The organism is Fodinibius sp. Rm-B-1B1-1, assembly GCF_038594945.1.
Lineage (GTDB): Bacteria > Bacteroidota > Rhodothermia > Balneolales > Balneolaceae > Fodinibius > Fodinibius alkaliphilus.
In genome coordinates, this window is the sequence record NZ_JBCFYD010000001.1 from 362,165 (window position 1) to 382,025 (window position 19,861).

Annotated in this window: 18 protein-coding genes; 5 read left to right on the plus strand and 13 right to left on the minus strand. The window is 42.8% G+C overall.

All coding sequences use genetic code 11. The annotated features are described in order from the left end of the window. Nucleotides 1-16 precede the first annotated feature (16 nt). From AAFH98_RS01610 to AAFH98_RS01635, 6 genes are all read right to left on the minus strand, one after another. Nucleotides 17-1,144: a carbohydrate-binding family 9-like protein gene (locus AAFH98_RS01610; protein WP_342520919.1), complete on the minus strand. Its 1,128-nt coding sequence runs from the start codon at nucleotides 1,142-1,144 to the stop codon at nucleotides 17-19. 21 nt (nucleotides 1,145-1,165) lie between these two features. Further along, nucleotides 1,166-2,146, minus strand: a complete 981-nt coding sequence (locus AAFH98_RS01615) for an ROK family protein (RefSeq protein WP_342520920.1) — start codon at nucleotides 2,144-2,146, stop codon at nucleotides 1,166-1,168. A 133-nt stretch (nucleotides 2,147-2,279) separates the two neighbouring features. Then, complete coding sequence (locus AAFH98_RS01620; RefSeq protein ID WP_342520921.1) at nucleotides 2,280-2,873, minus strand: XTP/dITP diphosphatase; 594 nt, start codon at nucleotides 2,871-2,873, stop codon at nucleotides 2,280-2,282. Between the two features lie 18 nt (nucleotides 2,874-2,891). Further along, complete coding sequence (locus AAFH98_RS01625; protein WP_342520922.1) at nucleotides 2,892-3,896, minus strand: adenosine kinase; 1,005 nt, start codon at nucleotides 3,894-3,896, stop codon at nucleotides 2,892-2,894. 143 nt (nucleotides 3,897-4,039) lie between these two features. Further along, nucleotides 4,040-5,275: a S8 family serine peptidase gene (locus tag AAFH98_RS01630; protein ID WP_342520923.1), complete on the minus strand. Its 1,236-nt coding sequence runs from the start codon at nucleotides 5,273-5,275 to the stop codon at nucleotides 4,040-4,042. 341 nt (nucleotides 5,276-5,616) lie between these two features. Then, nucleotides 5,617-6,846, minus strand: coding sequence for a S8 family serine peptidase (locus AAFH98_RS01635; protein ID WP_342520924.1), 1,230 nt, complete (start codon nucleotides 6,844-6,846; stop codon nucleotides 5,617-5,619). Between the two features lie 443 nt (nucleotides 6,847-7,289). Here AAFH98_RS01635 and AAFH98_RS01640 point away from each other — a divergent pair, with 443 nt between their 5' ends. Next, nucleotides 7,290-7,856, plus strand: coding sequence for an NUDIX hydrolase (locus AAFH98_RS01640; RefSeq protein WP_342520925.1), 567 nt, complete (start codon nucleotides 7,290-7,292; stop codon nucleotides 7,854-7,856). 1 nt (nucleotide 7,857) lies between these two features. After that, nucleotides 7,858-10,221 (plus strand): heavy metal translocating P-type ATPase, encoded by a 2,364-nt coding sequence (locus tag AAFH98_RS01645; RefSeq protein WP_342520926.1) that lies wholly within the window; start codon nucleotides 7,858-7,860, stop codon nucleotides 10,219-10,221. A 1-nt stretch (nucleotide 10,222) separates the two neighbouring features. On the opposite strand, the gene AAFH98_RS01650 is transcribed toward AAFH98_RS01645, so the two are convergent. The 4 genes from AAFH98_RS01650 to AAFH98_RS01665 all read right to left on the minus strand — a co-directional run bounded on the left by AAFH98_RS01650 (nucleotide 10,223) and on the right by AAFH98_RS01665 (nucleotide 13,315). Beyond that, a complete protein-coding gene (locus tag AAFH98_RS01650; RefSeq protein ID WP_342520927.1) occupies nucleotides 10,223-10,777 on the minus strand; it encodes a hypothetical protein in 555 nt (184 codons plus the stop codon). 114 nt (nucleotides 10,778-10,891) lie between these two features. Next, nucleotides 10,892-12,568 (minus strand): b(o/a)3-type cytochrome-c oxidase subunit 1, encoded by a 1,677-nt coding sequence (locus AAFH98_RS01655; protein ID WP_342520928.1) that lies wholly within the window; start codon nucleotides 12,566-12,568, stop codon nucleotides 10,892-10,894. Beyond that, nucleotides 12,565-13,083: a cupredoxin domain-containing protein gene (locus tag AAFH98_RS01660; protein WP_342520929.1), complete on the minus strand. Its 519-nt coding sequence runs from the start codon at nucleotides 13,081-13,083 to the stop codon at nucleotides 12,565-12,567. The genes AAFH98_RS01655 and AAFH98_RS01660 overlap by 4 nt, the downstream gene beginning before the upstream one ends. 16 nt (nucleotides 13,084-13,099) lie before the next feature. Beyond that, nucleotides 13,100-13,315 (minus strand): hypothetical protein, encoded by a 216-nt coding sequence (locus AAFH98_RS01665; RefSeq protein ID WP_342520930.1) that lies wholly within the window; start codon nucleotides 13,313-13,315, stop codon nucleotides 13,100-13,102. Between the two features lie 203 nt (nucleotides 13,316-13,518). On the opposite strand from AAFH98_RS01665, the gene AAFH98_RS01670 reads away from it, so the two are divergent. Beyond that, the gene (locus AAFH98_RS01670) at nucleotides 13,519-14,190 is read left to right on the plus strand and encodes a sulfite exporter TauE/SafE family protein (RefSeq protein ID WP_342520931.1); all 672 of its coding nucleotides are present in this window, start codon (nucleotides 13,519-13,521) and stop codon (nucleotides 14,188-14,190) included. A 40-nt stretch (nucleotides 14,191-14,230) separates the two neighbouring features. On the opposite strand, the gene AAFH98_RS01675 is transcribed toward AAFH98_RS01670, so the two are convergent. Next, the gene (locus AAFH98_RS01675; RefSeq protein ID WP_342520932.1) at nucleotides 14,231-15,169 is read right to left on the minus strand and encodes an isoaspartyl peptidase/L-asparaginase family protein; all 939 of its coding nucleotides are present in this window, start codon (nucleotides 15,167-15,169) and stop codon (nucleotides 14,231-14,233) included. Between the two features lie 217 nt (nucleotides 15,170-15,386). On the opposite strand from AAFH98_RS01675, the gene AAFH98_RS01680 reads away from it, so the two are divergent. Both AAFH98_RS01680 and AAFH98_RS01685 read left to right on the plus strand, forming a co-directional pair. Then, on the plus strand, nucleotides 15,387-15,752 hold the full coding sequence (locus AAFH98_RS01680; RefSeq protein WP_342520933.1) for a DUF4212 domain-containing protein: 366 nt from the start codon (nucleotides 15,387-15,389) through the stop codon (nucleotides 15,750-15,752). Next, complete coding sequence (locus tag AAFH98_RS01685; protein WP_342520934.1) at nucleotides 15,749-17,407, plus strand: sodium:solute symporter family transporter; 1,659 nt, start codon at nucleotides 15,749-15,751, stop codon at nucleotides 17,405-17,407. Before AAFH98_RS01680 ends, AAFH98_RS01685 begins: the two co-directional genes overlap by 4 nt. 32 nt (nucleotides 17,408-17,439) lie before the next feature. On the opposite strand, the gene AAFH98_RS01690 is transcribed toward AAFH98_RS01685, so the two are convergent. Both AAFH98_RS01690 and AAFH98_RS01695 read right to left on the minus strand, forming a co-directional pair. Further along, on the minus strand, nucleotides 17,440-18,534 hold the full coding sequence (locus tag AAFH98_RS01690) for an NAD(P)/FAD-dependent oxidoreductase (RefSeq protein ID WP_342520935.1): 1,095 nt from the start codon (nucleotides 18,532-18,534) through the stop codon (nucleotides 17,440-17,442). A gap of 61 nt (nucleotides 18,535-18,595) precedes the next feature. Next, nucleotides 18,596-19,792 carry a M20 metallopeptidase family protein gene (locus tag AAFH98_RS01695; RefSeq protein WP_342520936.1) on the minus strand — a complete coding sequence of 399 codons (1,197 nt, stop codon included), beginning with the start codon at nucleotides 19,790-19,792 and terminating at the stop codon, nucleotides 18,596-18,598. Nucleotides 19,793-19,861 lie beyond the last annotated feature (69 nt).

Here is a 19,861-nt window from a genome sequence, read left to right on the forward strand (position 1 = left end):
CCATTAATATGTAGCATCAATTTTCTTCCTGCCAAACCCGTCCGTTCTCTCGGATATACCACTTATTTTTTGTTTTTAACCGCTCAATACTTATCTCAAAAGTATGATCAGTCGCATGGATCTCTGGCTCTGACCATTGTTCAAAATCTACTTGTGAACTCATATCATTTTGCAATTCCCTTTGATTGAGCTCCGAAAAATCAGATGTGTAGCTTCCATTCTTATCCCAATACTCCTGTTGTTGATAATAAAGTTGTCTTAAATACCACTTTATCTGCTCTTTAATTTTCAATCCGAGAGCATCATCAATTTGCAACTGACTATTATCCTTACCCTCAGCAAACAGTACGTATCCCCACATTTCCGGATAATGCATGTTTATAAGTCCCTGCGGCGACCACGTCCAGTTATCTTCAGTATCACTCTGTTTCACATATTCACCGTTCTGGGGTGCTATCTTCCATTCTACCCTGGAAAAGTTTACTCTCCAGAACTCACCACTCTTTGGCTTTCTCCCCTCTGGCGCCGCTTCCTCTAACGCCTTCCACGGTATAGCCAGCTCAACTGTCCAGCCTGAATCTCGGTCTGAAGGATGATTCAATGTTCCTTTGAGATCAATTCCTACTTTTATATCCCTAATATCCCAGGCATCAATTGCTTTGCCTCCATCCCGATATGGCTTGGTCAACATCAGGTCCCAATATGTGCCCAAGGCGTTCACTTCAAACTCATAATAATTATGAGTATCACCATCGGGATCTATAAAAACCTCGAAATTATTTTCGTGAAAAATAATCGCATCTCTTTCATCAAGCGTAGCCCACAGGTTTGGTTCTTCTATGTTGGCAGCGATATAGAAGTATTGGTCATCCCAGAGCATTTTAACTTTGGTATCGTAACGAGGTTGCTCTGCTGTTTCACCTTCTATATCTAAAAAAGAATCTGTCCAGTTCACCTTTTTCCAACTGTGTTCCTCCAAGCGCCCATCAATTTTTAAAGAATCAGTTATTTTAACACTAACATAATTTTGGGGATTAAACTCTATAGATGGGCTTCGATGCTGGGCGTTAGCAATACCAAAGAAATGGGATACACTAAATACAAAAACGGCAATAAAACTAATTGTACTTTTTACCTTATCCATTACCTTACTATAAAGATTTAGTTAATAACTTTTGATAAGTTCTTTTTCCTCCAGCTCTTTCCAGATAAAAGCTCCCGCTCCTAAAATAGCAGCGTTTTTTTCGGTTAGCGTGGAAAGTGAAATATCAACCTGATCTTTAAAAATATCCAGCAGTTGATCTTCCATGTGTTTCTTGGCAGGCTCAACTATTAATGAACCGGCTTTTGACAATCCACCGGTTAGTATGATTGCTTCGGGATTTATACAGGTAACGATATCCGCTAATTTCAGTCCCAATATTCGTCCCGTAAACTCAAAGGCTTTTAGCGCCAGCACGTCCCCATCTTTGGCAGCTCCTGTAATTCTTTTCGCATTTAATTGATTAGCTGACAAATCTCTCAACTCACTTTCAAGCTCGGTGGTTTCGGCAAGCTCATTAACAGTTTTTATCAATCCCGGTGCCGAAACATATGTTTCGAGGCAACCTCGTCGACCACAGGTACATGATCTCCCATTATGAAAAACCGTAGTATGACCTATTTCTCCGGCATGACCATTTTGTCCAACGATGAGCTTTTTATTTAGCACAATACCGCTTCCAAGCCCAGTGCCTAATGTCAAGGAGATGAAATTTTCCAAATTTTGTCCCGCCCCATATAACATCTCTCCTATTGTTGCAGCATTGGCGTCATTAGTCAATACTACTCTCTTGTTAGCTACTGACTCTAATATTTCTGTCACAGGAATGGAACCCTCCCAGTTCAAATTCGAAGCCTCATCAATTGTACCTGTTACATTATTTCCAGCTGGAGCCCCAACACCGATTCCCTTTATTTCAACTGGGATACCAAGCTTTTCTTTCAGTCCATCTATCTTCTTATATAGATGAGTAAAAAAGGTCTGATAAGAATTTTCAGAATTGGTAGGTATTGCATCAGAAGCCAAAAGTTCGCCGGAACGGGTCACAAATCCATATTTTGTGCTCGTTCCTCCTACATCAATTCCAACAACAACATTCTCCATTTCTATGAACAATTAATTTGTTTTGATCTAAATCAATGCCATAGATGTCGAAAAAAAAATTATCAAACAACTTTCTTGATAGAATTAATGCTAAAAATAGAGATGGAAACGGTTCCAAATATTAGACGGAAGGTCAGCAAGTCTGTTTTTGCAAAAAGTTGACCACTTTTTGAATGGCTTTGCCCCTATGGCTTATCCGATTTTTTTCATCAGCATCTAACTCTGAAAATGTTTTTTTGTAAGATGCCGGGACAAATACAGGATCATAACCAAATCCCTTGGTTCCTCTTTCCTTTGTAATGATCGTCCCCCGACAAATGCCTTCAAATGTGTTGGGTCCATTATTAGTAACAAAAGCAGCCACCGTTCTAAATTGGGCACCCCTGCGTTCCAAAGGAACATCGGACAGCTCATCCAACAATTTATCAACATTTTCTTGATCCGTAGCCTCTTCCCCCGCATAGCGTGCCGAATATACTCCGGGACGTCCATTTAAGGCATCCACTTCCAGCCCGGTATCATCGGAAAGAGCAGGTAAGCCTGTTTCCTCATAAACATACTGGGCTTTTTTTAACGCATTGCCCTCGAGCGTTTCCCTATCTTCAACAACCTCTTCGAGATCTGGAAAATCATACGTCGATTTTAGCTCAATCCCCAGTGGTTTTAAGGTAGCTCGAAGCTCTTCAATTTTATGCTTATTTCGTGATGCTAAAATAATTTTCTTCATTCTCCTGTCAGGTATTATTTATTCGGCATCTTTTACATCGTTCAAAATATCCTGCATCTGATGCCATTTTAAGCGCGGACCAAATTGTGATACGACCTTTGAACCTGCCAGGCTGGCTAATTTTCCTGCTCCGGCAAAGCCCATTCCATTAGTAATGCCATACAAAAAGGCACCCGCATACATATCACCGGCACCATTGGTATCTACTGCATTTACCTCATAAGGCTCAATATCAATAAAGGTGTCACCGTCATAAATTATAGCACCATTGGCACCCTGCGTAATTACAAAACGTTTGGCATCTTTTTTGAGAACTTCACGGGCCTCCATCACGTCATCTTTGCCCGTATAAATTTTAGCCTCCTGCTCATTGCAGAACAATAAATCGACAGAAGCTCCAATAATTTCTTCAAACCGATCTTTGAACCCTTCCGCAATTGCCGGGTCTGACAAAGTAAGGGCTGTCTTTACATTATTCTCTTGTGCTACCTTTTTAGTCTGTTTCATCGCCTTAAAACCACTATCTGATGTCACAAGATAGCCTTCGATATATACGTATTGCGAATTGCGAATCGCTAATTCATCAATCTCTTTTGTAGATAAGTTCTGGGTGATTCCTAAATAAGTATTCATTGTCCGCTCAGCGTCATCCGTAACCATTACCAAGCATTTCCCCGTAATTCCGTCCTCACGCTCTTGGCGATCAAAGTTAGTGTCTATCCCTGCCTCTTTCATATCCTCAAGGTACAAATCACCAAAAGGATCGTTCGCTACTTTACAAGAATAGAAAGCCTTGCCCCCAAACTGACTGACAGCAAATATAGTATTTGCTGCCGAGCCGCCGGGCTTTTCAATGGTCTCCTCTCTTCTAATATCATTAATTAATCTCGACTGGGTTTCTTCGTCAACTAAGGTCATGACTCCTTTCTCGACATCGTGTTTTTCGAAAAACTCATCCTTAACCTCAAACTCCATATCTACAAGAGCATTACCGATGCCGTAAACATTGTACTTCTTTTTCATAAAGAATTAAGATTATTCAATCTGTAGTTTGATACACAAAATGCAGAAAATACGAACTCTGAGGGGCCTAATAAAGTTCATCCTAAATAAAAAGGCACCCACCTTTACAGATGGATGCCAGAATCGAATAATGTCCTAATCGTTTATTGGGATACGATAGGATCAGGATCACCATCAGGATCACCTGAAGCCGACCCATTGCTTGTAGGACTACCTCCGGTTGCAAGTAATACACCTGCTACGTGAGGACTTGCCATTGAGGTTCCACTGATTGTGTCGGTACCACCATCTAACCAAAGAGATAAAATATCAACACCTGGAGCTGCATATTCTACGGGCGGATCTGTAGGTCCTGACCAGTTCGAAAATGAAGCAAACACGTCACTTTCGTCAGTAGCAGAAACTGTCCAAACGTTGTTGTACTCAACACGTGCGGGAGAGTAATTATTGGCATCGTCACCATCATTACCAGCTGCAATAGCAAATAACACACCTTGATCTGCAGCATTGCGTACCGCATCATCAACAGCATTAGAAGTGCCCCCGCCAAGACTCATATTTGCCACATCTCCAGCTGAGGCATTTTGAGCAACATAATCAATACCATCAATGACCCCAGAATAGGAACCGCTTCCACGATCATCAAGAACTTTAACCGCTACAACTGTAGCTCCAGCTGCTACACCAACTACATCACGATCATTATCTATAGCTGCAATTGTGCCAGCAACATGTGTACCGTGACCATTTCCGTCATCTGGAGTATCAGATCCGGGGCCACTACCTACAAATACGGCACTATTACCTGTATCTACATTTAAGTCAGGGTGATCTAAGTCAATGCCGGTATCAATAACCCAAGCCGTACCATTGCTGGCTGTGGCACCACCTACACGGTCGATACCCCAGGGAGTAACCTGATTACTTCCGTCATCTCCACCGCCATCATCATCACGACATCCCGGCCAAGGAGAACATGCTCCCGGAGGCGCTAAAGTGAACATCTGATCTTTCTCGATGTAATCGACTCGATCATCATTACGCAGATCTGCTAACTGGCTTTCGCTCAAGTGGGCTGCAAAACCTTTTAAGGCTACATTATATTCACCCAGTACCGACTCTTTTTTAATACTATAGTCGGAAAACATTTTGTTCCGTATATCTTTAACCTTCGATATATCAGAACCTATGGCTTTACCTTGTGAGTCTTTGTCCTTAAAAACCACAATGTATTGCCCATCAATAGCCTGAGCTGTTTCTGATTTTAGTTCTTTTTCTTCTTCTACTTGATCAACATTGGTCGTAGGCTGATCACATGCTGTGATCCCAAAAACTACCAATGCAATAACCAAGGTTGTTTTAAAAAATGCATTTCGCATAATTTATCCCTGATTTCATTAAAATTAAGTCCGCTTATTTTACGGACATGTTAAGCAGGACTTTATTTTCTGATCAGTTACCCTAAAGAAATTGAGCGATCAAATATCCTGCTATAGATATTAAAGATTGTAAAAGGCCCTGTTTGTTACGAATTAAATCAATGTTAAAGATTAATTTTTTTTAATGCTTTAACTGCAGACTGAAATTATAGTTGATGTTCCCTCTTCGTGAAGCCTAACCGTTGTTTTAGACGCATCCCACAAAAACCTTGAATTAAAAAAGACACCCACCTTTTACGGGTGGATGCCTTTATCTTTATAATAATTTTTTAAGGTCTTACTTATTGATGAATAATGGGATCAGGAGTGCCATCAGGATCTCCATTTGCTGTACCGTCGCTTGATGGACTTCCATTTGTTAATAGCAATACGGCAGCAGCATGTGGACTGGCCATCGACGTACCACTTATCGTATTCACCCCATTGTTTTTCCATAAGGATTCAACATCAACCCCAGGAGCAGCATATTCTATCGGCGGATTCGCATAATTCGAAAATGACGCAAAATCATCGTTCGAATCTATAGCTGAAATAGTATATACGTTATTATATTCAACACGTGCTGGTGAAGAGTTATTAGCATCTTCGCTATCATTTCCAGCAGCAACAGCGAAATTTATACCTTGGTCAGCGGCGTTCCGTACGGCATCATCTACTGCTTGCGAGGTACTACCACCAAGGCTCATATTTGCCACATCTCCCGACGATGCATTAGCAGCCACATAATCAATTCCATCAATGACTCCGGAATACGATCCACTGCCACTACTGTCAAGAACCTTAACCCCCACAACCGTAGCGCCGGCAGCAACACCTATAACATCAATATCATTATCAAGAGCAGCAATCGTTCCTGCTACATGTGTACCATGACCATTGCCGTCATCAGCAGAACTTTCAGTTGATACGAATGAAGTACTACGTTGGGTATCCACATTTAAATCATCATGATCGAGATCTACCCCACTATCGATAACCCAGGCTGTAAGTCCCGATCCATCTACTGCACCACCAACGCGATCAATACCATAAGGTGTAACTTGTGGATCACCACCGCTGGTATCACACCCGATTCCAAAATAAATGCACCAGAAGGAGTCGGTAGCTTCGGGGGGAGAAAGCATTACAATTCGATCTTGCTCAATGTATTTTACAGCATCATCGCTTCTCAGGTCATCCAGCTGTTTTGCCGAAAGCTTGGCAGCAAATCCACCAATAGCATTTGAATATCGGCTTGAAATTGCCTCATTCGACACTTTGTACTTACTGGCTACATTAGCAATCTTGGCCTTCATGTCATCAGCGCGTGCCTTTCCTTGCTGCATTTTATCATCCAGTACAACAATATATTGTCCTTCAATAGCTTGACCCTGTTTCTTTTTTAACTGCTCTGCTTTTTCGTCAAGCGAGGGTTCTGATTTTTCTACTTCTGTCGGCTGATCACAACTTGTTACTACTAAAAGAGCAACAACTAATATTGTGGTATATTTCGATAAGCTTTTAAATGACATAAAAATATGTGATTTATTAAAATTATACTTACATGCTTGTAAGTCCTAATAGTAATAAGGCATCATCCCGAATAGGGATTACTATATTAACCTTACAACTGTTTAGATTTACTTTATAAGGCAGTGGCCTTATTACATAACACGAGTATATATTTTACATTTTGTTACAAATTTAACCCTTCATCTACTTTTCAAACCGTCCTCCCTTGTTTCAAAGGAGTGCAGTATTCCGATTTACTTAAATATTTAGTTACCTTTTCCAATACTCGTTTTTTGAAACATAATTTTTATGTTGTCCTCAAAAATTATAACGCAGCGTAACTTTTCCACAGAAAAGGGATACTGTTTTGAATAAGTCCCACCAAATGGTAATGCATGAGTTAATCTCCTTCTTAAAAAGACGATTATCCCAAAATTTGCCTGGCCAAAAAGCCCAGATTAAAATGGCTCCCCGCCCGGTCGATGGTGGAAATATTCGTCAAATGGAGCCTCCTGATAACGCCCAGAAAAGTAGCGTCTTAGCATTACTGTTCCCCAATGAAGAGCAGGAATTAGAGCTGGTCTTAACACTAAGAAGCCGTGATATTGATCATGGCGGGCAGATCAGCTTTCCCGGCGGGCGAACTGAAGAAGGAGAATCTCTTCAGCAAACCGCACTGCGCGAAGCCAAGGAAGAGGTAGATATTTCTCCAGAAACTGTCACCATCATCGGAAAGCTAAGCGACCTGTATGTCCAGCACTCGAATAATTTAGTTACTCCATTTGTAGGATTTACTGATCACCGTCCCGAATTTAAACTTAATCCTGCTGAAGTAGAGGAAGTTTTTACCGTAGAGCTTCAATCACTCGTACAGAAAAAAAATATCACTGTTGAAGATTGGGACCTCCATTCCTACACCTACAAAGTTCCCTATTGGGATGTCCACGAAGTACCCCTTTGGGGAGCCACCGCTATGATGCTAAATGAGTTCCTGGATATCTACAGAGAATTTCTGGACCTACAACATTGATATGGCTGAACAAAAAAAATGTGCACTTTGCGAACTTGAAGTTCCTGATCCGCCCATCAAAGACCCCAATATTAATGGCCTTTTCTGCTGCTCGGGTTGTCTGCATGTATATAAGCTATTGCAGGAAATGGATGAAAAACAAGCCGAACAGCTACGACGTCAAACTATACAAAAAAGGCACAGTGAGAAGGAAGCCGATAAATTGCCCGACAGCTATGAAGAAACTTTTTTCAAGGTTAGTGGAATGCACTGTGCCACCTGCGAATCATTCCTGGAAACGTTGGCTAATCGACAAGAGGGTATTCACAAAAGTGAAGCAAGCTATGCTTCCGAAATGGTTAAGGTTTACTATGATCCAGATCGTATCAACGTGGATCAGCTTCCCCACAAACTGAGTAAATTTGGATACCGCTTTCGGAATGTAGAATCTACCCAAAAAGAAGAACAACTCAACGAAATTGCCCGCCTCATTATCGGTGGTTTTTTCGGCATCATGGGGCTTCTATTATATGTTCTTTTTTTATATCCCACCTATCTTGGCAACGCGGGGATCGTTCCTCTTACTGAAGCCGAAAAACTGTTTTTTGTTTCAAATATTTTTGTGATGACCAGTTTTGTTTTGGGGTATACCGGTTTTCCTATTTTGCGCGGGGCATGGGTATCCGTGTCCGTTTTAAAACCCAATATGGATTTATTGATCACCATTGCCGCCGTCAGTGCATATCTATATAGCGTGGGTGCACTGCTTACCGGTTCCAGCGAGGTTTATTTTGATGTGACCATGGCTATTGTGTTGGTAGTTTCGATTGGCAACTACTATGAGAAAAAGATCCGCTCAGGAAAACAAAACCTACTGGAAAAACTTACTGAAAAACAGATTCAGCACGCTCGGCTCATTAAAAATGGAAAATCCTACCAAACGGATATTAAAGACCTTTCTCCCGGTGCTTGCATCTTAGTTAAAGCCGGAGAACGCATCCCCATTGACGGTACAATCATCGATGGAAATGGAGTAGTTAACGAGGCCCTCATGACGGGAGAATCTATGCCGGTATCCAAAAAAGAAGGTGATAAGGTGCTTAGCGGCACTATTTTGAAGACCAATGCACTGACAGTTCAAATCGGTGAATCCGTCACGAGTACAATCGATGAATTGATGCGCATGATGTGGAACATCCAATCAGCCCGACCGGGACAACAGCGATTGGCTGACCGTATTGCGGCTTGGTTTGTGCCAGCAGTACTTATGTTGGGATGCATTACTTTTGGCTATCACTTGTTCATCGGTGCCGGAACCACTGATGCCATGCTTGCTTCCCTTGCGGTACTTATTGTTTCGTGTCCCTGTGCATTGGGACTGGCTACCCCACTGGCTATTGCTTCGGGTATCCGAAGTGGATTAAAGCATGAAATCATGTTTAAAACAGCGGCTGTCTTTGAAGAAAAAAGCGATACCAGCACCGTAGCTTTCGACAAAACTGGAACCCTAACAACCGGCCAAATGTACCTGTTGGATAAAGGCAATGATGAGCAATCGCTCCGTTATGCTGCACTGTTGGAGCAGTATTCCTCACACCCTATTGCTGAACCGATTGCTGCCACATATAAAAATGTCCAAAAAAAGGTGACTGAATTTAAAAATACCTCCCAGGGAATTAGTGGTATAATTGATGAAAAACAGGTTTTCGTTGGACAACCCGAATGGCTGCAACAACTACAGTTTGAGTTTACTGATTCTCAATGGAAAAAAATTAATAATTCAAGAGAACAAGCAGGTCTACCTGTTGCCGTGGGCTGGGCTGGGGTAATCCATTCTATTCTTGTAGTCGGGGATCGACTTCGCGATCAAGCATTTACCACCGTAAACAACCTGCAAGAAGACGGAAAAAAAGTAGCAGTCATAACCGGTGACAGTGATCAAGCCGGAGAAGCCATACAAAACAAGTTAAATCCTGATTTCCTGTTTACTGAAACACTTCCCGATTCGAAATCAAATATTATTCAAGAACTTAGAAGATTTGGCCGCATTGCGATGGTTGGGGACGGCAGTAATGATGCCCCTGCACTGGCCCAGGCTGACCTTGGTATAGCATTTGGCGACCTTACAGCTATCGCTGCAGAATCAGCACATGTAATTATTCCAAGTGATAGGTTAGAGTTGATTCCCGCCACCTTTAAAGTAATTAAACTGACCAAACATCGGATTCGCCAAAACCTGGGATGGGCTTTTCTCTATAATATTATTACGATTCCCCTGGCTATTGCCGGCACCATCAACCCTCTTTTTGCTGCCGTTGCGATGGCCACAAGTAGCCTATTGGTTGTAAGCAACTCATCACGAGATATGGCAATCACAAATACATAAGTTACTGTTGGTTATATCGAACAGGAATTTTATCCAAGGGCACAACCTCATGGCGCCGACCATTCTCTCCATTTACCTGAACTGCACTTATAAACAACTTTTGAGGAATATCTCCATTCGGCAATTCCCACTCAGCCAAAATATTGAGTGGCCGTTGGTTTTGTATTTGCCAAAAACGATTCTGATCGCCCAATAGCATTTCTTCACTCTGCAACTGTAAACTATCCACTTTTACTTGTAACTCATCTTGCGTTAAGCTGTCTAATGCGCGGAGACCAATCTCAAATCGCCAATCCTGAGCATCTACCTTTATTCGAAGTCTATCAATAATAATAGGTGTCGGCTGACCCTTAAAAAGAGTGTCGCCTTCACTAACACCACGTACCTCCTCTACCTTAGCAGACGCTTGTTCATCTGATTTTTCATCATCAAAAATCTGCACATTTATAAGATTAAATAAGGTCATAAGTTCGACCAGCACCGGAATGCCAATCCCTACAATCACTAAAATTTTGACCAGCCTTTTGGTCGAGTTATTGGAAGTTTCTTCTGCCATAGTTGTATGTGTCGTAGACTTTGCAAACAAATGCTAACTAAAATTAAAAAGTCCCTGTCCGTTTCCCACTTAGAACAGACAAGGACTTTATTCATCTAACAATAGTACTATCGATTATGAGGGTCGAGGAAGAGCTCCAGGTTCAAAGATGCCATCGGCAACCATCTCCAACAATGGGAAAGCGTAGGCCAGAATTACTAATATCAACGCTAATGTAAACCAGAGCTTCATGTTGTCCAGAATAGCCGGCGTATGTTCTACCCCAGACAGCGGCTCGGGAATATGATCATCCACAGGCTTATCGGATTTTTGCCCAGCCATCCATGATGCTATAACAACCCATAAGAACAGGATTAGCGAAATCGTTAAAATGGTTCCCCCAATAGCTATCTGCCAGTCCATCTCGGCCATTGTTCCAAAAATAGGTTCAAATTCAAACCCACTGTATTGCGGTTCGGCCGTACGACGGGGCACACCGGCAAGTCCAGCTCGGTGCATGGCATTCGACATCAACGTCATACCCAGGAACCAAGCATAGGGCTGAATCAGCGCCAGAGTTTTAAATTTAAGCTTTCTGCCCGTCAATTGCGGTAACAACCAATAGGTTATAGCCATAAACGTAAGTGCTACGGCCGTACCAACAGTTAAGTGAAAATGACCAGGCACCCAAATAGTATTATGAATAAGGATATTAATATTCATTCCGGCGTTAATCATACCGCTAAAACCACCGGCAGCAAACATAATACCGGCCAGTGCACATCCTACAAAAGCAGGTTTGTCCCATGGAAGCTTTCCTATCCATTTGAGATATCCTTTTCCACCACGCTGACGGGCGCCGTGCTCCATACTGGCTACTACCGTAAAAAGCGTTATCAAACTGGGGAGTAACAGCAACATAGTTGTTGCCATTGCATAGAATTTAAAGCCCACGGAAATACCTGCATCGGCATACTGGTGGTGATATCCCACAGGTGTTGAAAGTAACAAGAATATGATGAAGACGATGCGTGTCATCGAATCGCTAAACAGTCGTCCACCGGAAAGTTTGGGAAGAATTGCATACCATACGTAGTAGGCTGGTAGCAACCAAAAGTATACCACTGCATGACCAAAGAACCAGAAAAGCGTTCGCGGTAATAACGGCTCAATTTCAGTAACCCAACCAAGAGACCAAGGTATCAGCAAGCCGACCACTTCTAACGCTAATCCAATAGTACAAACATACCACATTAGCATCGTAAATAATGCCATAAAGGTAAGAATGGGAACTCTCTCATCAGGGCTACCTTTCCGCCATTTACGGTACGACCAAAACCAGTCGGCTCCAGCCATCCATGATCCTACCAATACTAACGCCAACCCTATATAAAACAGCGGATGAGCCTGCAGGGGCGGGTAAAAGGTATAGAGCACCGCAGCTCGTATCGAACTATCCGGAACAAGTCCGCCCAAAATAGCCACTGTCGCCATAACAGTCCCAATTGTCATTAACCAAAACCATGACCATGTATAGGACATGTTTTCGGGCTCGCGGTCAAGACTTCGGGTCACTCCCCATACAAATAGCCCAGCAATAAAAAAGGTGGTAAATATAAGCGCCAGCAATACACCGTGGCCTGTTAACAGCGTATAATATTCGCCGGAATTAAAGAATCCTCGAAATACATCGGTCCGGTGCAACGCTTGTACAAAGCCAAAAAATCCCCCGATAGCAAGCGCTATAAACGCGACAACGAAATTAGCCTTAGCAACTTTTGCAGCTTTTGGATATTTATGTATAAATGTCATTCTACCAGATTACTTTTATCAAACTCAGATTTAGGTACTACCTTAATTATCCCCTCCATAATATGGTGGGCTGGTCCGCAATATTCATTACAAACAATACCGTATTCCCTTGATTCAGGAAAAATGGTAGTCATTTTTGCTACTTGACCCGGTATTGCCATCGTATTTAAATTTGTGCCAGCTACATCAAAACCGTGTAATACATCTGGACTAGTGATATAAAATGTTACACGAGTATTGGCAGGAACTACAATCGGTTCAGCCGTCCCTGGACTATACGCGAACTGAATTGTTTGGACATACACCTCATATTCGGTTTGCCCGTTTTTCGTCACCTCACGCACACCCGGATTTCCGAACTTGGTTTCCTGCAAATTTTGCGGATCGATGGTGGCATGATCTCCAATTACTTTTAGATCCATTGCTACAAACCCATACACCACGGTAGCAATGAAAAAAGCAATCAGTACAAAGGATAACTTTATCCAAAATTGTTCAAACTTATGTATATGCATAATTTTCGCTTGTTAACTATTCTATAATGGAAGGTGCATTGCCGCCGAACTCAATGAAATACATAAAGACCCACATAAGGGCCACAATCAAAAAATAGAGAAGAGTAAGTGTCAATGTGCCATAAGGTTGGAATTCATCAATTGTTATTTCACGCTCGATGTCCGGATTATGCTCCTCCCAATTTTTCCCAGATTCGTTACTTTCGGGTGGTTGGCTTAAATCTTCGGGCATAGTGATAAGTATTTTTTTTATTAATTTTTATGCCTCAATTGTTTAGGACAATTAAGTACTAAATAGCTATAACTTCAACCAGAATTTCAAATTTAGATTCATTTTTTAATGCTGATATACTTCCACTTATAACAACCATTTCTGTGGTTCTTCACTACAATTACTTTTCAATATTTCACAACTTATAAAAAGATTGAACTTCCATGGAATGGATTTTTGCCGGACTCGCATTTGGTTTTCTGGGTAGCTTTCACTGCATTGGCATGTGCGGCCCATTAGCACTTTCATTGCCTCAAAAATCGGCAGAAAAGCTTTATTTTTTAGGATCGCGAGCCGCCTATAATATTGGCCGTGTGATCACCTATACTCTATTAGGAGGCGCAGTAGGCTTACTCAGTACCATGATCTCAATCAGCGGTTACCAACAGGGGCTTTCGATCGGTGTAGGTATTTTACTTTTACTCACTTTAGCTTGGAAAAATATTCGAGTAATCCTTACCAAATTAGAGTCTTACTCTTTTTCATTAATTGGTAAGATCACCGGCAACATGAAAAATCTTTTCGGAAATGGAAATATCGAATCTCTTTTTTTGATTGGCATCCTCAACGGATTTCTCCCTTGCGGATTCGTTTACCTGGCCCTCACATCAGCCCTTACTTTGGGAACAGTTAGTGATAGTATGTTTTTTATGGCTGGATTTGGATTTGGAACCATACCCGCGATGTTAGCAGTAAGCTTGGCAGGTGGCCTTATTTCTGCGGTATGGCGGCAGCGACTCAAAAATCTCTCTCCTTACTTTATTGCTCTCGTAGGTATCATACTTATTCTCCGCGGATTAAACCTTGGCATCCCATTTCTTAGTCCTGCTCTATAGGCTAACCAGTTCTGGCATATAGCCACAACCTACAGCATTATTAATTCAAATGCGGTGCATCAACTAATTTATCCTCTTTAGAATTACGAACGGCAAAACTAAATCCCTCTTGGATGCTATAACCTCCATAGGCTCCTTCTTTATTAACTGCAATAAATCCAACCTGAATACCATCCACTGAATCATTTTTACTAACAATGCGCTCCACCGCATGTTTACAAGCCATCTCGGGCGAATCGCCGCGGCGCATATTTTCGACAACCAGGTGACTTCCATTCACACGAATAATTTCTTCGCCCAATCCTGTTGCGGCAGCTGCACCAACATCGTTATCAACAAATAATCCAGATCCAATGAGAGGCGAATCGCCCACACGTCCATGCATTTTCCATGCCATACCGCTGGTAGTACAAGCCCCCGAAAGATTGCCCTTACTATCAATCGCTACCATCCCAATGGTATCGTGATTTTCGATATTTATTTCGGGACTATAATCCGCATCCTCCTTCCATGCTTCCCAGTCTTTTCGTGACTCTTCGGTTAACAGATCTTCCTTTTCAAATCCCTGCGAAACAGCAAAGTCAAGAGCACCATCTGCTACCAACATCACATGCGGCGATTCTTCCTTCACTTTTCGCGCTACCGAAATAGGATGCTTTATATGCTGCAGAGCTGCCACCGATCCGCACTGATCATTTTGATCCATAATACAGGCATCGAGCGTAACAAAACCATCACGATCGGGCCGACCGCCATACCCTACTGTCCGTATATCGGGATTCCCTTCCGGCACTCGGGCTCCGGCTTCTACGGCATCCAACGCCGAACCATTGCCAGATAAAATATTCCATGCCGCCTTATTAGCCTCTTTACCAAAATTCCATGTTGATACTACAACGGGCTTATTGCCTTTAGGTGGTTGGGCATTACTTTCTTGCGACCATTTGTTAAAAGGTAAGAATCCGCCAAGGGCACTCATCTTCAAAAATTTTTTCCGGCTTATCATAGGTATGGTCTCCAAGACTATTAAAAACAGTATGTTTCAAAGGGTACAAAAAATGTATACAAATCACATTCCTTTATTCCAGTTAACATAGATAGGGCTAATCAACCAATTTTTTATACTCACCACATTTTTATATGATTGTAGAAATGAAAAACAGGGGACATTAATATCAACCGGGATCAATAGTGTGATGGAACAGTCAAAACGATCAGATACCAATAATTCGGTTAACTACCTGGAATCTAAAGTTAATATTTTTGCTCCATCTACTCCTTTTATGCGGGAGCATCTCAAAGTAATCTGGTGGCTATTTGCAGCTTGGGTAGCTATTGTCTTTGGTCCCGTAACGGTAACTTTTTTTATCCCAGAAATCATGGCAAATATTACCTTCCTGGGATTTCCCCTCCACTATTTTCTAACGGCTATAGGTGGACCGCTGGGTGCCTTAATCCTCTCCTTTATTTATGCTCGGAAACGAGATCAGATGGATGAGAGATATGATATCCAACACACGGCCGGGCCTGAATCAATCGCAACCAAAAAGGGAACTGAATGATTTTTTCACTCCTTCAACTCCTTCCCGAAGCACTCGACTCTTCCTTTAAGCTGGTACCGGCATTGATTAGTATTGCCATGCTGGTGTTGTTTTTGGTGATCGGGTATTTGTACCGCATTGCTGATACGGATAACCTCTGGGTGGCCGGACGTTCTATTGGAATCGTCGAAAACGGTATGGCTATTGGCGCTAACTGGATGTCGGCCGCCTCGTATCTGGGCATGGCCGCTCTTATTGCACTTTCGGGTTTTTATGGATTGGCCTTCGTTATCGGTTGGTCAACCGGCTATTTTATTCTGCTTATTTTTCTCTCGTCCCAAATGCGTCGCTTTGGCAAGTATACTGCCCCCGATTTTGTCGGCGATCGCTTTAATTCCGATACTGCCCGTGCCATTGCTGCCCTGACGACCATGCTCATCGGATTTGTTTACGCAGTAGGGCAGGCTCGCGGCATGGGGTTAGTTGGAATGTATATTTTTGGAGGAGACTATACGGTGATGGTTCTTCTTTTAATGGGGATCACCGTCGGGTATGTAGCTTTATCAGGTATGCTTGGTGCCACCAAAAATATGGCTGTCCAGTATATCATCCTCATTGTTGCATTTTTGGCTGGCCTTTACGCCGTTGGATATACGCAAGGCTATTCCGTTTTTCTTCCGCAAATTGAATACGGCGCGCTTTTCAGCAAACTCGGCTCAGAATTTTCTGAACCTTTCGTCAACGGCAGTTACTACTTGTGGATTGCAACTGCTTTCTCACTTATCATAGGTACCTGTGGACTTCCCCACGTGTTAGTACGATTTTATACCGTAGAAAATGAACGGATTGCTCGTTGGTCAACAGTCTGGGGATTATTTTTCATTTGTCTGCTCTATTTAAGCGCACCCGCTTTTGCAGCTTTTGGAACCGACCTATACAATGAAACAGTTGGTAACGTCTATGGCGCTAATGGCATGAGTGGTGCCGAAGGGGACGTCATTGTCGTCCTTGCAGCCCAGCTCGCAAATCTCCCGTCGTGGTTTGTTGGCTTTGTAGCAGCAGGAGGAATTGCCGCTGCCATCGCAACCACGGCCGGATTATTTATTGCCTCGTCATCGGCCGCCGCCCACGATATTTATACCAACATCATCAACCCCGAAGCAAGTCAGCGCCAGCAAGTATTTGTAGGACGCGCTGTTATTGTAATTCTCGGAGCTTTTGTCACGGTTACGGCCCTCAACCCACCAGCTCTTGTCGGCGAACTTGTTGCCTATGCTTTCTCACTGGCCGGGCTTGTTTTATTCCCGATGTTCTTTTTGGGGATGTGGTGGGAGCGCACGAATCGTCAGGGAGCACTTGCCGGTATGATTACCGGACTTGTAATTTGGTTTAGTGCCATCTTCAACGAAGTGATGCCCAGCTACATCAGTTTCTTAGAAGACCTTACCGGTGAAGGCGGAGTGATACTCCCTGTTTTCGGGGATATATTTCCCGCCATTGGAGCAGCATTAGCAGGTGTTGTCATTGTATTTTTGGTTACCATTATCGTTTCACTACTCACCGAAGAACCATCGGATCGTATTAAACAAATTGTTCGGCAGTGCCACAGTCCAGAACCTATGGGACAACAACAAACAGCCGAAGATGTGGTTGATGCCAAAAGAAATCAGACCTAACGAACTGTTCCCATACAGCCTACAAAGTTAATTCAGGTAATCATTTTCGCAGTGCCCTGCCCCACTTCCATCCCAATGGCGATCCCCATACCGCTTAATCCTGCTGCAAGATAACGGCGTTCATCCAGCTGTTTTATAATGGGCGTTTTCGTTGGGGTAAACCCCATAATCCCAGACCATTGATAATCAACCTTCCAATCCGTACCAAACTTAAGCACCTCTGAAACAAACGATTCTAAATGAGATTTAATCGTCATATTAGTCCCAAACTGATCGGTCTCCTCTCCTTCAATATCCAGGTTTCGTGCCCCTCCAATAAGTAATCGACCTCCTACATTCCTGAAGTAAATATATCCTTTATCATGATGAAAAATACCTTTCCATGGTAAATTCTTTTGCTCGCTTGTTACCATTATCAGTCCGCGTGCCGGCTTAATATCTACATTGGGAAGCAAGCGGCGCACAAATCCATTAGCAGCAAACAGCACTTTATCTGCACGCAGTTCGGGACCGCCCGCAATAGCAACAGCGCCATCCTCAGCTACTTTTTCAACCTTGCTATTCCATTTGATATCCACGCCCAACCCACTCACTTTTTGTCCCAACGCCTGCATCATTTTGCCGGGATGCAATGCCCCCTCCAATCGATTTCGAATAACCGGATAGCCTTGCAGCTCCTCGGAAGAATAAACTTCATCTTCTCCAATCAGCTCATTCATCCACTCGTTAAACCGGTCAATTTCCCCGGCCACTTTTTCGAATTCCTCCTCAGATCGAAAAAACTCATATCCCCCGCAATGCTCATAACCAATCGCCTCTTCACCGAGTGTTTTCTTCAAAAGTTGCAGCCCATCATACCGACGCTTTATTCGCTTCTTGATATTTTGTTCAGATTCTTTATCCATATCAGCCAAGTGTTCCCCAACTGATCCCACACAGGCAAAACCGGCGTTGCGCGTACTGGCCCCCTGCGGTAAAAATCCACGTTCAAGTACTGCTACTCTTGCATCGGGATGTTCTTGCTTGTAGAAAAAAGCTGATGACAATCCCACAATGCCCGCTCCAACGATGACCAAATCATAGGACTTGAAAAAAGAATCCTGCTCCCAGAAAGAGGATTGTGACATAATCTTGTTATTAGTTGACAGTTATTTGTTGATAGCAAAACAATTAACCAGTAACAAATAACTAATTCCCGGTAACTGGCTTAAAAACAAGCGATGCCATTAATGCGGCACCTGTTGTAAGGCAGTCCTCATCAATATTGTATTTGGGATGGTGCCAACTGTAAGTGGCATTTGCCTTTTCACCGCCACTTCCCAAAAAGAAAAACGTGCCTGGAAATTCCTGCTGATAAAAAGCGAAATCTTCACCCGCCATGATTGGATCATCTAACAATTGGATATTATCTTTTCCAATTAACTTCCCAGCCGCATCAATCACATTTTGGGTTGACCAGTCCGTATTTATAACCGCCGGATACCCATAATCAAAATCAAACTCATATCCACCACCCGCAGCTTCTGTAACACCTTTAACAATTCCCTCAATACGATCTTTAATCATATCCGCGTTACTCTGCGAAAAGGTTCGCACCGTACCCAGCATCTCTACTTTTTCCGGGATAATATTGTGTGCTGACCCACCGCTTATTTTTCCAACCGTTACTACTGCGGGGTCGGTTGGATTCACATTGCGGCTCACAATAGTTTGCAGCTGATTGACAATTTGTGAAGCCATCACAACCGGGTCTACGGCCTGATGTGGTGCTGCAGCATGCCCGCCCTGACCAATAACTTCAATTTTAAATTCATCGGGTCGTGCCATCAACGGCCCTTCCTTTACCGCAATCTGGCCCGGCTCCAGGCCCGGATAAGAATGCAATCCGTAAATAACATCTACCCCTTTATTTTGCAGGTAACCCGTCTCACAAAGCAGGCGTCCGCCGCCCGGCAGCTTTTCTTCACCCGGCTGAAATACAAGCAGCACGGTGCCTTCAATATCTTCCTGCATATCCGATAAAATATGAGCAGCACCCAATAAATTCGCGGTATGTGCATCATGTCCGCAACAATGCGCAACCCCATCATTCTGCGATATAAATTCTTTTTTATGATCTCCTTCCTCCGTAATAGGTAAGGCGTCAATATCGGCCCGCAGGGCAACCACTCTATCAGAAGACTTCCCACCTTCAAGAATCCCCACACATCCTGTATCCAATGGACAATCAACCGAAATACTAAGCCCTTTGAGTTGCTCGATAATAAATTCAGTCGTCTTGTGTTCTTCGTAACTCAATTCGGGATGACGATGCAAATGGCGTCGGATCTCCACCATTTTATCATGATACGCACCTGCCCTTTCCTTTATATTAGCAAAATCCATTCGTTTTATTTTCTTTAGATAAATTTCATTAAATAATAGAAATTTTATCGTAAGGATATTAGTATAATC

What these genes read in the sequence shown, in the direction of transcription:
- AAFH98_RS01685 (WP_342520934.1), top strand. Translation starts at nt 15,749, where the DNA reads ATGATTTTTTCACTCCTTCAACTCCTTCCCGAAGCACTCGACTCTTCC.
- AAFH98_RS01615 (WP_342520920.1), bottom strand. Translation starts at nt 2,146, where the DNA reads ATGGAGAATGTTGTTGTTGGAATTGATGTAGGAGGAACGAGCACAAAA.
- AAFH98_RS01645 (WP_342520926.1), top strand. Translation starts at nt 7,858, where the DNA reads ATGGCTGAACAAAAAAAATGTGCACTTTGCGAACTTGAAGTTCCTGAT.
- AAFH98_RS01695 (WP_342520936.1), bottom strand. Translation starts at nt 19,792, where the DNA reads ATGGATTTTGCTAATATAAAGGAAAGGGCAGGTGCGTATCATGATAAA.
- AAFH98_RS01690 (WP_342520935.1), bottom strand. Translation starts at nt 18,534, where the DNA reads ATGTCACAATCCTCTTTCTGGGAGCAGGATTCTTTTTTCAAGTCCTAT.
- AAFH98_RS01640 (WP_342520925.1), top strand. Translation starts at nt 7,290, where the DNA reads ATGGCTCCCCGCCCGGTCGATGGTGGAAATATTCGTCAAATGGAGCCT.
- AAFH98_RS01655 (WP_342520928.1), bottom strand. Translation starts at nt 12,568, where the DNA reads ATGACATTTATACATAAATATCCAAAAGCTGCAAAAGTTGCTAAGGCT.
- AAFH98_RS01660 (WP_342520929.1), bottom strand. Translation starts at nt 13,083, where the DNA reads ATGCATATACATAAGTTTGAACAATTTTGGATAAAGTTATCCTTTGTA.
- AAFH98_RS01670 (WP_342520931.1), top strand. Translation starts at nt 13,519, where the DNA reads ATGGAATGGATTTTTGCCGGACTCGCATTTGGTTTTCTGGGTAGCTTT.
- AAFH98_RS01635 (WP_342520924.1), bottom strand. Translation starts at nt 6,846, where the DNA reads ATGTCATTTAAAAGCTTATCGAAATATACCACAATATTAGTTGTTGCT.
- AAFH98_RS01680 (WP_342520933.1), top strand. Translation starts at nt 15,387, where the DNA reads ATGGAACAGTCAAAACGATCAGATACCAATAATTCGGTTAACTACCTG.
- AAFH98_RS01610 (WP_342520919.1), bottom strand. Translation starts at nt 1,144, where the DNA reads ATGGATAAGGTAAAAAGTACAATTAGTTTTATTGCCGTTTTTGTATTT.
- AAFH98_RS01625 (WP_342520922.1), bottom strand. Translation starts at nt 3,896, where the DNA reads ATGAAAAAGAAGTACAATGTTTACGGCATCGGTAATGCTCTTGTAGAT.
- AAFH98_RS01620 (WP_342520921.1), bottom strand. Translation starts at nt 2,873, where the DNA reads ATGAAGAAAATTATTTTAGCATCACGAAATAAGCATAAAATTGAAGAG.
- AAFH98_RS01650 (WP_342520927.1), bottom strand. Translation starts at nt 10,777, where the DNA reads ATGGCAGAAGAAACTTCCAATAACTCGACCAAAAGGCTGGTCAAAATT.
- AAFH98_RS01665 (WP_342520930.1), bottom strand. Translation starts at nt 13,315, where the DNA reads ATGCCCGAAGATTTAAGCCAACCACCCGAAAGTAACGAATCTGGGAAA.
- AAFH98_RS01675 (WP_342520932.1), bottom strand. Translation starts at nt 15,169, where the DNA reads ATGAGTGCCCTTGGCGGATTCTTACCTTTTAACAAATGGTCGCAAGAA.
- AAFH98_RS01630 (WP_342520923.1), bottom strand. Translation starts at nt 5,275, where the DNA reads ATGCGAAATGCATTTTTTAAAACAACCTTGGTTATTGCATTGGTAGTT.